11 protein-coding genes are annotated in these 13,013 nt (G+C 44.3%); 5 read left to right on the forward strand and 6 right to left on the reverse strand.

Annotation, left to right across the window (positions count from 1 at the left end; translation table 11 throughout):
• The 3 genes from CJD36_RS23880 to CJD36_RS18445 all read right to left on the reverse strand — a co-directional run.
• A partial coding sequence (locus tag CJD36_RS23880; protein WP_394337897.1) for a beta strand repeat-containing protein occupies positions 1-2,955 on the reverse strand: 2,955 nt, incomplete at its 3' end.
• 15 nt (positions 2,956-2,970) lie between these two features.
• Positions 2,971-3,600: a gliding motility-associated C-terminal domain-containing protein gene (locus CJD36_RS18440; protein ID WP_161499375.1), complete on the reverse strand. Its 630-nt coding sequence runs from the start codon at positions 3,598-3,600 to the stop codon at positions 2,971-2,973.
• Positions 3,601-4,846: 1,246 nt separating this feature from the next.
• Positions 4,847-5,179: a nucleotide pyrophosphohydrolase gene (locus CJD36_RS18445; protein ID WP_105040683.1), complete on the reverse strand. Its 333-nt coding sequence runs from the start codon at positions 5,177-5,179 to the stop codon at positions 4,847-4,849.
• 70 nt (positions 5,180-5,249) lie between these two features.
• On the opposite strand from CJD36_RS18445, the gene CJD36_RS18450 reads away from it, so the two are divergent.
• From CJD36_RS18450 to CJD36_RS18465, 4 genes are read left to right on the forward strand one after another with little or no spacing between them, the layout of a single operon-like run.
• A complete protein-coding gene (locus tag CJD36_RS18450) occupies positions 5,250-6,215 on the forward strand; it encodes an AAA family ATPase (RefSeq protein ID WP_105040684.1) in 966 nt (321 codons plus the stop codon).
• 21 nt (positions 6,216-6,236) lie between these two features.
• Positions 6,237-6,704 (forward strand): DinB family protein, encoded by a 468-nt coding sequence (locus CJD36_RS18455; RefSeq protein WP_105040685.1) that lies wholly within the window; start codon positions 6,237-6,239, stop codon positions 6,702-6,704.
• Between the two features lie 56 nt (positions 6,705-6,760).
• On the forward strand, positions 6,761-7,312 hold the full coding sequence (locus CJD36_RS18460) for a GNAT family N-acetyltransferase (RefSeq protein WP_105040686.1): 552 nt from the start codon (positions 6,761-6,763) through the stop codon (positions 7,310-7,312).
• Between the two features lie 51 nt (positions 7,313-7,363).
• Positions 7,364-8,077 carry a hypothetical protein gene (locus CJD36_RS18465; protein WP_105040687.1) on the forward strand — a complete coding sequence of 238 codons (714 nt, stop codon included), beginning with the start codon at positions 7,364-7,366 and terminating at the stop codon, positions 8,075-8,077.
• Between the two features lie 104 nt (positions 8,078-8,181).
• Here the strand turns inward: CJD36_RS18465 and CJD36_RS18470 are convergent, their stop codons facing one another.
• The 3 genes from CJD36_RS18470 to htpG form a co-directional block, all read right to left on the reverse strand.
• The gene (locus CJD36_RS18470; RefSeq protein WP_105040688.1) at positions 8,182-9,057 is read right to left on the reverse strand and encodes a flavin reductase family protein; all 876 of its coding nucleotides are present in this window, start codon (positions 9,055-9,057) and stop codon (positions 8,182-8,184) included.
• Positions 9,058-9,226: 169 nt separating this feature from the next.
• Positions 9,227-10,159: a PfkB family carbohydrate kinase gene (locus CJD36_RS18475; protein WP_105040689.1), complete on the reverse strand. Its 933-nt coding sequence runs from the start codon at positions 10,157-10,159 to the stop codon at positions 9,227-9,229.
• Between the two features lie 408 nt (positions 10,160-10,567).
• On the reverse strand, positions 10,568-12,454 hold the full coding sequence (htpG, locus tag CJD36_RS18480; RefSeq protein WP_105040690.1) for a molecular chaperone HtpG: 1,887 nt from the start codon (positions 12,452-12,454) through the stop codon (positions 10,568-10,570).
• Between the two features lie 198 nt (positions 12,455-12,652).
• Between htpG and CJD36_RS18485 the strand changes: the two genes are divergently transcribed.
• The gene (locus CJD36_RS18485; protein WP_133162705.1) at positions 12,653-12,991 is read left to right on the forward strand and encodes a low molecular weight protein tyrosine phosphatase family protein; all 339 of its coding nucleotides are present in this window, start codon (positions 12,653-12,655) and stop codon (positions 12,989-12,991) included.
• The last annotated feature ends 22 nt before the right edge of the window (positions 12,992-13,013 follow it).

Genomic DNA, 13,013 nt, shown 5'->3' on the forward strand with positions numbered 1-13,013 from the left:
TGATCCGGTAGCACCAATCGGCCCTGTAGCGCCGATTAAACCAGTTAGTCCAGTAGCACCAGTTGACCCTATTGGACCAGTAGCACCCGTAGCTCCATCTATACCATTACTTCCTGATGCACCAGTTGATCCCGTAGCACCAGTTGCACCAATCGGCCCAATAGCACCCGTTAAACCAGTTAATCCCATAGCACCCGTTGATCCTGTAGCACCAGTTAATCCCATTGGCCCTATTGGACCAGTGGCACCCGTAGCACCATCTATTCCATTACTTCCTGCAGCACCAGTTAAACCAATTGGCCCTGTAGCACCAGTTAAGCCTGTCGGGCCTATCGGACCAGTAGCGCCGGTTAAACCAGTCGCACCATCTATCCCATTAGTACCAGCTGCACCAGTTAAGCCTGTAGCACCATTTATTCCATTAGTACCTGCGGCACCAGTTAATCCTGTAGCTCCTGTTATGCCAGTCGGGCCTATTGGACCAGTCGAACCAGTGGCACCATCTATTCCATTATTTCCAGCTGCACCAGTTAAACCAATTGGCCCTGTGGCACCAGTTAAGCCTGTCGGGCCTATCGGACCAGTAGCGCCGGTTAAACCAGTCGCACCATCTATCGCATTAGTACCAGCTGCACCAGTTAAGCCAATAGCACCATCTATTCCATTAGTTCCAGCTGCACCAGTTAAACCTACTGGGCCAGTAGCTCCAACTGCTCCAGTTAAACCATTTGAACCAGCCGCACCATCTATTCCATTAGCACCCGCTGAACCATTGGTACCAGCTGAACCTGTCAAACCAATCGGTCCTATCGGACCAGTAGCACCTGTAGCACCATCTATTCCATTAGTTCCAGCTGCACCAGTCAACCCGATCGGGCCAGTTGGGCCTGTAGCACCGGTTAAACCAATACCTCCAGTTGATCCTGTCAAACCAATTGGACCAATTGGTCCTGTAGCACCGGTTAAGCCAATAGCACCATTTGTTCCAGCTGCGCCAGTCAAACCAATAGGACCAATTGGGCCTGTAGCGCCACTTAAACCAGTAGCTCCAGTTGCACCATCTGTTCCATTAGTGCCAGCTGCACCGGTTAAGCCAATAGCACCAATCGGGCCTGTAGCACCATTTATTCCATTAGTACCTGCGTCACCAGTTAATCCTGTAGCTCCTGTTATGCCAGTCGGGCCTATTGGACCAATCGAACCAGTTGCACCATCTATTCCATTGGTACCAGATGTGCCAGTCAAACCTATTGGGCCTGTTGCACCATCTATTCCATTAGTTCCAGCTGCGCCAGTTAGTCCTGTAGCCCCTGTTAAACCTGTCGAACCAGTAGCGCCATCTATTCCATTAGTTCCAGCTGCGCCAGTCAAACCAATAGGACCAATTGGGCCTGCAGCGCCAGTTAAACCAGTAGCTCCAGTTGCACCATTTGTTCCAGCTGCGCCAGTCAACCCTACAGGACCAATTGGACCAGTAGCGCCAGTTAAACCAGTAGCTCCAGTTGTACCATTTGTTCCAGCTGCACCAGTTAATCCTATTGGGCCAGTAGCTCCTATAGAACCGGTTGCACCATCTATTCCGTTAATTCCGGCTGCGCCAGTCAAACCTATTGGGCCAGTAGCTCCAACTGCTCCAGTTAAACCAGTTGAACCAGCCGCACCATCTATTCCATTAGCACCCGCCGACCCCGTTAGCCCTGTCGGGCCTATTGGGCCAGTAGCACCCACTGAACCATTGGCACCAGCTGAACCTGTCAAACCAATTGGTCCTATTGGACCAGTAGCGCCAGTGGCACCATCTATTCCATTAGTTCCGGCTGCACCAGTTAAACCTGTAGCACCGGTTAAGCCAGTTGCACCATCTATTCCATTAGTACCAGCTGCACCAGTTAGACCAATTGGTCCTGTCACACCGGTTAAGCCAATCGCACCTGTAGCACCATTTGTTCCAGCGGCACCAGTCAACCCAATTGGTCCTGTTGCACCAGTTAAACCAGTAGCTCCGGTTGCACCATTACTACCTGCTGCACCAGTTAAACCTGTAGCACCAATTGGTCCTGTCAAACCAGTAGCACCATTTATGCCATTAGTTCCGGCGGCACCAGTTAAACCAGTTGATCCTGTCAAACCAATCGGTCCTATTGGACCAGCTGCTCCTGTTAAACCAGTAACACCATCTATTCCATTAATACCTGCTGCACCTGTCAAACCAATCGGTCCTATTGGACCAGTAGCACCCGTAGCACCAGTTAATCCATTAGTACCAGCTGCACCAGTTAATCCTGTAGCTCCGGTTAAACCAGTTGCACCAGCCAAACCATTTATTCCATTAGTACCTGCTACTCCTATCGGGCCAGTAGCACCTGTAGGTCCTTTGATATTAGCCAATATTGTCCAGCTACCTCCGGCTTTCACGTAAACATCTCCTGTTGTAGTTTCTAGGTAATAATCCGAATCCGTACCGATACCAGGCGAGGGGATTCCACTACCCGAAAGCCATACATTTCCATTTGTTCCTGCTACACCTTGAGCTCCCTGTACCCCTGTATCGCCCTTTACACTAGGACTGTACAATGCATATGGAACACTCAACAATTCAGAACTACCCATCGAAACGTAACCTGAGCCGAAATCAATTTCCACCTCCATGTACTTGGCTCCGGCACCCCAATTGATAGCTGTAAAAACACCGGATGTTACCATCCCTGTTCCTATAGATAAATTGAACAAGCCAAAAGGATTTGTCGTGGCCGTCTGTATTTCCTGGTAAACGATAGTACCATTTTGAGAAAAATCATGTATACCTGCACGCACCTTAATAAAGGTACCCGCAATTGGCTCTCCTACTGCATCGCGCGCTATGGCCTGATACCTGATCGCTTGGGGTGGTTGCGCCAGTACCGACCCGGCAAACAAACACAAGAATGTGATAATCGTTAGTAATATTGTTCTCATCTTTTTCTATGTTTTCTATCTTTTAATGAATACCCAGCCTCTTTTTTCCTGATTATTATACTGTATTATGTAGTAATAGGTACCGTCAGGAAGCATATTGCCGTTCATGTTCTCACCATTAAATACTACACTTTTGTTGTCATAATTATCCCTTTTCCACACCTCATTTCCCCACCTATTGATTATGGTTACAGTGTTTTTGGGGTAATCTATAAGCATCGGAACCGACCACGAATCGTTTATGCCATCCCCATTAGGAGAGAAGCCATTAAAAAATCCACTCTCCACCTCCGGAGTTCTGCGTTTCTTATCGGGTTGATGAAATCCTTGCGTGAGAAAGTAGTCCGGGGGCGCATAAGTTTCTCCCATAACCTCGCCTACCGTCCAGGCAACCGAAACCGTGGGGGAAGAGAAATAGTCTCCTTGCGATCCTACAACCGTGCGGGCCAGAGATTGTGCTTGACACACATTGAATACCGAACCTATTATTAGGAGCAGAATGATCTTTTTTATGTTGATGATATTTTTCGCTATTTCAGACAATGATCGAAAAGATGCCCTGTCTTGCTCATAACTACACTTATCGTTGAGATACATATCTGCCAATACTTGTCCCTCATTACCGTCATGGGGATATTTATACACGTTTAAAACATAAAAAAAATAAGAGTACATAAATATTTGATTATCGATATGATAAATGTGAGCATAAAGCCTAGTAGATACAACAACTAAGCCATCACCCATGGACGCAATCAACAATGAATTAATGATATATTTAATAATGAAAATCTTCCTGATAACTCAAATACTGAAATCTGGCAATGTCATGGCGAACACAATTTTATTTATCTCAAAGTCCCCGGGCAATCTCCTGCTCTTATGCCACACCATCTTTTTCACCTTATTAAAATCGACCGGAATGATTTGTAATCAACAACATGATAATTCACTAGCCACTTCTCCTTTTAGAAAATATCGGCCAGATACGAGCATAGCTCTGTACCATGATATATTTGCTTCTTCAATTGATATATTTGGGAACATGATTATCTGCATCTACAAATGAAATAACAGATTATTACCAATGGAAAATTGGAGTCAAGAATGATAGCATATGGTTAGACATGCACATCAGCACGAGAGCATTAGATTTAAATTGAAGAAGCAAGTGCTGTACTCCCGGAATCACCCCAAGGGTAACAGCCGGCACGTGAGTCACTGTCCCTGAGACTAATTGAACGGGAGATGCATGTAATAAGGAAGGATGAAAATAACACCCCAAAAAAAATATCCACAGAAAACAACCCACCTCAAAGCCTTACCCACAAAGCCTTTCAGCCGATTTTTTCGCAAATTTTGTGGATATGTTTATTTGCAGGGCATTTGCATGTGTATTAATTTAAATTAAATGAAAACCGTGTGCTCTTTGACATTATGAACCCTAATGAAAACAATTCAACAACCAATACTCTGGTAGAGACGCATTGTCATCCTGAGTTTTTATCGAAGGGTGCGTCTCCACAGCAGCAGGGCTACAAAACACAAGGTGGAAGAAAAAGTGGAAGAAACCGGAAAAAAGTGGAAGAAAGTGGAAGTTTTCGGAAATTTGTTAAAACACCCTCAAACACTACACCACACTACACTTCAGCCCAAACACACCAAACAAAACTTCCGTAAATAATAAAAAACTTCCACTTTTCGAATATCACAAAATACGCACTCCAACTGTGTCATTGCGAGCCCTTCGCGAAGCAATCTCACGTAAGGACGTATTCGTTTTGTACCTATGATCTGTGCAGGCAACCAGATGCGAGAGTGCTCCACAAACGAGCTTGGGACAGGTTCGTGCCTGCAATGACCGTGTTGGGTAAGCGGACTGCACGAAGTTTTACTTCAACTTCTCATTATCCAGATGCCTCGTAGCATCCCTTATATTCTTTTTTTCAAAGTTTTTTTCAAGCGCATCAGTAAGATCTACGCCGGTTTGATTGGCCAGGCACATAAGCACCCATAACACATCTGCCATCTCATCGGCCATGTCTTTTTGCTTGTCGCTCTCTTTGAAAGACTGTTCCCCATACTTGCGCACCAGGATGCGGGAAAGCTCCCCTACTTCCTCCATCAGGATGCCGAGATTGGTGAGCTCGTTGAAGTAACGTACACCCACTGTCTTTATCCAGCCATCTACCTGCTGCTGCGCCTGCCTTATAGTTACATCCACGTTAAAGTATTTGTTTGTTACCGCAAAATAATAGAACTTTCCCTTTCTTTATAAAAAGACTTTAGAAACAATGCAGTCATACGCAAATGATATAGAGGCGGCTAACGCGCTCAAGGAAAGTGTTGCAGGATTACGCAAAGCAATAGGTACAGTAATAGTAGGACAGGACGATGTAGTAGAAAAGCTGATCATTTCAATTCTCTGTAATGGCCATAGCCTGCTGGTAGGTGTACCCGGACTGGCCAAAACCTTGCTGGTAAAGACCATTGCCGATGCATTGCACCTGTCTTTCAAGCGTATACAGTTCACCCCCGATCTGATGCCCAGTGATATTACCGGCGCAGAAATACTCAACGAACAACGCCAGTTTCAATTCATAAAAGGTCCTTTATTTGCCAACATAGTACTGGCCGATGAAATTAACCGTACGCCTCCTAAAACACAGGCTGCATTACTTGAAGCCATGCAGGAGCGTAACATTACTGCGGCTGGTGTGCTATATAAACTACCTGCGCCATTCTTTGTACTCGCTACACAGAACCCGATAGAGCAGGAAGGTACATACCCGTTGCCGGAAGCACAGCTGGATCGTTTCATGTTCCAGATAACACTCGACTACCCAAGCTTTGCAGAAGAAGTAAGGATAGTAAAGAGCACAACCGGTGCAGTTACAATGGAGATAGAAAAGGTACTGAGTGCCGAAGATATTCTTGCATTCCAGGATCTGGTAAGACGAGTACCTGTTCCTGATAATGTTTTGGAATACGCAGTAGGACTGGTGCAGAAGACCCGTCCTAATACTTCAGGCGCATCACCGATAGCCAACCAGTTCATAGCTTACGGAGCAGGCCCGCGTGCGTCGCAATACCTGATACTCGGTGCTAAATGCCATGCATTGCTTAGAGGTAAATATTCACCCGACATTGAAGATGTAAAGGCTATGGCATTACCTGTGCTCCGCCACAGAATTTTGCGCAACTACAAAGCAGAAGCCGAAGGCATGTTGCAGGAAAACCTGATCAAACAATTACTCTAACTTGACCAATATCCTTTTGTCATGGAAAACGCAATAGACAAAGCACACTTTCTACAAAACGAATACACAAAAAAGATAGCACAGATACCTGCGGGCACTGCTCCTAAGTGGGGCAAAATGAATGTGCAGCAGATGATAGAGCACATGAGTGATTACGTGCGCATAGCCAATGGCAGAACGGCTATGGAAATAGTTACAGAAGAAGGGATGATACCCCGTATGCAGGCATTCCTGGCCAGCGACAAGCCATTCAAAGAGAATACGCCAAATGTATTGATGGCCGACACCCCGCCACCTGTTCGCAACGAAAGCCACGAAGCGGCAATAGCAGAACTGCAAGGCGAAGTGGATCACTTCATTCATGTGCATACTACCCAGCCAGACACAACACTCGCTAATCCGTTTTTCGGTCACCTTAATTTTGAACAGCAGTTGCAATTGCTATACAAACATAGCACCCACCATTTAAGGCAGTTTGGTGTAGAGTAATATGATGGAATGACATCTTTCCAATAAAAGAATGAAGTTGCTTAAACTGAATTTCTATGTACATCTATACCGACGGCCTTGAAACAGAACGATTACACACCCGCTTTCTAAAGCCCGGGGATGCGACGGCATGGATGGAATATGTAACCGACCCCATCGCCACCACCTTTATGCCCAATGACGCAGGCCTTAGCTACGAAGACTGGACTAAGCACTGGATAGCATTCAGCATAAAGCGATATAGAGAACAACGATACGGGTTGCAGGCACTCATACACAAAGAAACAGGCGCTTTCATAGGCTTATGTGGACTCCTGCTACAAGAAGTAAACGATACAAGCGAAGTAGAAATTGGCTATCACCTGTTCCGTAAAAACTGGGGACTCGGCTATGCCAGCGAAGCAGCACAAATGTTCAGAGACTATGCCTTTGAAAACGAACAGGCAGACTCTGTTATCTCCATCATTCACCCCCTCAATTTCCCATCAAAAAATGTAGCCAAACGCAACGGCATGAAACTCAGTGAAAGGGGCATCTTCTTCAGAGACAAAGAAGTGGACGTGTTCAGGATAACGAGAGAGGAATGGCAGATGCTAACACAGCAGTAAATAGCAAATAGTAATACAAAGAGTATAATAAAGAAACCGCTAACCTACCCTATGAGATCAACTAAAATTATAAAATGGACCTTCGGTCTTACCTTCCTCGGTGTACTCTTATACTCAATTTACCTTTGGAATATAACCGATCAGAGCGCGCAATTGGGAGTACCATTTGCATTTATTGCCTTTCTGAGTTTGGGCTGGTTTATTGAAAGCGTACTACTTGCCATCATTTTCTTTAAGGATCTAAAGAAAAATTGGCCAATATTACTTTCGTTTTTCCTGCTAACATGTTTTGCCCCTATAAGCTTTATTAAAGAGACCTATGAGCGCCGCCCGGCTATCATCCCTCAGCCAGGGCCATTAACGGTTCCAATTGAAGTTTATCAGGCAGATTGCAAATTAGCGGTCGTTAATTATTTAGCTAAAAACATGGATAGTAACCATGTCACACCTTACGGAGACACGATAACCTATGAGATAGATACCTTATTCTATTCCCCGGACCACAAGTACTTCTTTGCAATTATTATTGCCTCCAATACCAGAAACGGTCGCACACGATTCCAATCCGAATACAGGGCTGCAAAACGGAGTAACGCAGGCTGGGATTTGACTGCCCCGGTAAACACATGGAACTATGCCAGCTTTTCAAAACAAGAACTGAAAGATCAAATACGACAATTTCATTATAAAGAATACTCTATAAATGGATCGTCAAACCGGCGGGAAATCTGGACCGACACAACTCTCTTTTCTTTTAAAAATTAGAATACGTATTTATGTTGCTTTTCAAAATCATGCTCATAATAAGCAATAAAAAAGGGAATCGCTTGAGCAATTCCCTTCAATATAAAACGTTCTGAAGCATAATTTTACGCCAGCAGTACCTGCCATGCGGTATCTATATGACCACCGTCTAATAGTTCTTTAGCATATTGATGTAATGCTGTTTTGCGGGCATCTGCATCGTGGGTATATGTTTTAAGAATTTCAGTAAAGCGGGTATCCTGCAGCAATTCTGCAACTACGGGAACTACTGTACTATTGCCCAGCATACCAAGGTTGTTACCTGTAAGAATACGACTGTTACGGATATGACCCGGCAATGCGTCTACACCTATCCCCAGATTTGTATTAGGCTTGGCTACTTCAAATAGAGCACTACCCGATGCCCTGCAATAAAAGTCGGCACCCATGCGGGCCACCAGGTCTATTTTGTTAGGGTCTATCTGGCCATTCTCATTCAGTACATCGTCATTGATATGCATACATACCACCTCACAAATGATCAGATTAGCCGCACCACCCTCTTTGCCCGTTTCTATTACCTGCATCACCTTACATTCCAGTTGCACAGGAGATTCTTTAACGCGGAAAGGCTTTACAATATCAGACTTGATAGGGGTAAAACCAGCCTTAGTAAATTCATCTGTGCCCTTAGGGTATTCGCAGCTACTCAGGTTCATCTGCTGAACAATGTTGTAGTTCACAATATTGATCACTACCTCATTGGTCTCATATACATTCTCCAGAGTATGCTTAATAGTATTGTCCCTTACCCTGCGGGCAGGAGAGAATATCAATATAGGCGGCTTAGAACCAAATACATTAAAGAAGCTGAACGGCGACAGGTTAGAATTACCCTCGCTATCTATTGTACTTGCGAAACAAATAGGGCGTGGCGCTACAGAACCCAGCAAATAGGCATGCAACTGTGATGTCTTTATATCTCCCGGGAAAATGGTCATAAGCTAAGTTAAAAGTCAAAAGTGAAAACCCAAAAATGGCTAATAAGGGTGCAAGTGAGTAAACATTTGATTTAAAAGCAAAAAGCGAAAACCCAATTGAATGTACATTTACAGCACACACTTTTAGGTTTTCACCCTGCCTACCGGCAGGCAGGTTTTACCTTTTGACTTAAACAGCCAGAGCTATCTCTATGTTCACATTCATCAAAGTAACGAAATCACCCAACCTGTTCTCCAGATCAGCAGGAGTCAATTCCTTCATACGGATAGGACCGAATTTTTCAACACAGAAAGATGCCATTGCTGAGCCTATAACCACAGCTGCCTTCATGTTCTCAAAGCTGATATCATCAGTACGAGACAGGTAACCGATAAAGCCACCAGCGAAAGTATCACCTGCACCTGTTGGGTCAAATACTTCTTCCAATGGCAGTGCCGGGGAAGAGAATATCTTGTCGCCATAGAACAGTAATGCGCCGTGCTCTCCTTTCTTAATAATAAGGAACTTAGGACCCATTGCCTGTATTTTCTTAGCTGCCTTTACCAGTGAGTATTCACCGCTTAGCTGGCGTGCTTCGCTATCGTTAACCATCAACAGATCAACGCGAGTCAATACCTGCTTTAGTTCGTCCATAGCAATGTCCATCCAGAAATTCATGGTATCCATGATCACCAGCTTTGGCTTATGTTTCAACTGATCTAGCACCTTCATCTGCACAGCAGGAACAAGGTTACCCAGCATTACGTAATCGCAATCCTGGTAGCTTTCAGGTATCTTCGGGTCGAACTGAGCCAATACATTCAGGTCGGTGATCAAAGAATCACGCGTATTCATGTCCATATGGTAGCGGCCGCTCCAAAAGAAGCTTTTGCCATCTTCGATCACGTCAACACCTTCGAACTCAACACCACGTGCTTCCAGTGCCGCGATCTCTTCCTTAGGAAAATCACCACCAATGATAGACACCTGCTTGATAGGCTGAGTGAAATAAGAAGCCGCCCATGCAGCATAGGTTGCAGAGCCACCAATTATACGATCTACCTTGCCAAAGGGTGTTTCCAACGCATCGAAGGCCATTGTACCAACTATCAATAAAGACATAGTCTGTTTTTAAATTTTGCGCAAAGGTAATTAAAGTTGTTTAGTGATAAACCTCTGTAAGATACATATTAATGAAATGTGAGTAAATGGTTAAATGGGATTGTTTGTCTGAATCACGATGGTCACGATAATAAGAAAAGATGGTTAAAATAAGCGGATTTCAAACTGAACTGGCCCGATGGCTAATAACCACCTCCCCCGCCGAAAAGGCGGGTACTCCTCCTTCAAAAGGAGGAGAGTTTGTTATTAGCGCATCTCAAAGAGAGCCTGCCCGATGTGCCGGTCAAAGAACCGGCAACCGCTCGAGCGTAGACAGAGTCTGCGCTCAGCATAGCTTTGAGGATTGTGTAAGATAAACAGGCCGCATTTCTTTGCGGAAATACGGCCTGTTATTATTTGCTTTCGTTATTAGATCAATTCCAGGCTGCGGGTAACGAACTCGGTGAGTTCGGCACCGGTGAGCATACCCTGAGAAAGTAGGGCAAGATCATATGCCTGCTTAGCCAACTGAGCCTGCTGGACTTCGTCGGCCTTAAGGATCTTATCTACGAGCTTGTGGTTACCGTTGATAGCTACCTTATACCTGTCTGGCAATGAACCATAGAAGCCCATACCAGCACCACCGCCCATGCGAGCCATGTCTTTCATGCGGCGCATGAATTCGTCCATGGTGATGGTTACCGGAAGTTCGGAAGGATTCATTGCATCTACTTCTACCTGGAAGTTAGCGCTAGAGATTGCTTTTTCGAATATTTCCTTCACCTTTCCTTTCTGTTCGTCGTTCAATACCAAAGATATCGTTTCGCCCTTGTCGATCAGTTTGTCAGCAACATCAGCGTCTACACGCTTCAATGAAGTCTTATCCAGCTTCTGCTCCAGCTTACTGATGAAATGGGGATCAATTGGTGAATCCATCAACATTACATCGTAGTCCTTCTTGTTAGCACTCTGGATAAAGCTATCTTGTTTTGCAGGATCTGATGCGTAGATATACACTACAGTACCATCCTTATCAGTCTGATTAGGCGTTACTTTTTCTTTGTATTCATTCAGCGTAAAATGCTCTTTCTTAGTATTGGTGATCAACGCAAAATCTACCGCTTTATCGTAGAATTTCTCTTCGCTGATCATACCATACTTAACGAACATACCTATATCGCTCCACTTTTCTTCGTAAGCCGTTCTGTCGTTCTTGAACAATTCATTCAGCTTGTCTGCAACCTTGCGGGTTACATAACTATTGATCTTCTTTACATTGCTATCGGCCTGCAGAAAGCTACGGGATACGTTCAACGGAATATCCGGAGAGTCTAAAACACCGTGCAACAGCATAAGGAATTCAGGAACTACATCCTTTACCTCATCGGTAATGAATACCTGGCGGCTGAACAATTTGATCTTATTGCGCTGCAGGTCCATATCGTTCTTCACCTTAGGGAAGTACAATACGCCGGTAAGGTTGAATGGATAATCTACATTCAAGTGGATCCAGAACAAAGGATCTTCGCTCATCGGGTACAATTCCCTGTAGAAATTGAGATAGTCTTCGTCCTTCAGTTCTGTTGGAGACTTAGTCCAGATAGGAGCGGTATTATTTACCTTATTCTCTACCTGTATTTCCTTACGCTCCGGCTTGCCGTCTGCATCTTCGCCTTCCTCAACCCAATCGGGCTTAGTACCGAAGAATACCGGTACAGGTAAGAATTTGCAGTATTTATCTAATATACCCTGTAGTTTCCACTGGTCAAGGAATTCTGTGCTTTCTGCATTTACATGCAAAATGATGTCAGTACCACGGGTGGTGCGGTCGCCTTCTGAAATTTCGAATTCAGTGCTACCGTCACAGATCCAGCGGGCAGATTCTGATCCTTCTTTGTATGATAGTGTATTGATCTCTACTTTTTCAGCAACCATGAAGGCTGAGTAGAAGCCCAGACCGAACTTACCTATCAGTTCATTAGCATCTTTAGCATCTTTGAATTTTTCCAAAAACTCAGTTGCACCTGAAAACGCGATCTGGTTAATGTATTTTTTAATTTCTTCGGCAGTCATACCAAGACCGTTATCACTGATAGTGATTGTCTTTTTGTCAGCATCGAACGCAACATCTACCCTACCTTCGCCAACCTCACCACTGTACTGACCCAATGCACCCAATCTGTTGATCTTTTGCACCGCATCTACCGCATTACTTACGAGTTCACGTAAGAAAATCTCATTGTCTGAGTATAAAAACTTCTTGATGATCGGAAATATATTTTCCGTGTGAATGGATATCGTTCCTTTTTCCTGCATAGTATTATGTTGTTTATTTTTTCTACTTATGCAACATCAATACCTGTTCCAAAGTGTGAGATGGGACAAAATGACAGTGCATTTGTCTGAACCAGGATTAAAGAATTAAAGGATTTCCATGATTGTATCGTCTGTGTATCGTCCTGAAAAAAGTTGACAGTTTTTAGTCCAATTTTAGATATAACGTATCTTTATTTCGTGAAAAAGAAAATACTGTTTGTTTGCACGGTAAATAGAATGAGAAGTGCAACAGCTCATAAGATCTATGAAAATGACGAACGGCTTGAGGTAAAGTCGGCAGGGACAGACATAACTGCTAATGTTGTAATCAACGAAGAGCTACTCAATTGGGCCGATGCGGTAATTGTGATGGAGAAACATCACAGAAATTTCATCAGAAGGGAGTTTCCGGGAATCTATGAGTCGAAGAAGATAGTGTGTCTGTACATTCCGGATGACTATGATTTTATGCAGCCGGAATTGGTTTCAATTTTAGAAGACAAGTTTGAGAGTGTGTATAGGAGGGGGTTGGTTTAAATAGTGGCGATTAGCATTTCAA

Source organism: Flavipsychrobacter stenotrophus (genome assembly GCF_002954265.1).
GTDB classification, from domain to species: domain Bacteria; phylum Bacteroidota; class Bacteroidia; order Chitinophagales; family Chitinophagaceae; genus Flavipsychrobacter; species Flavipsychrobacter stenotrophus.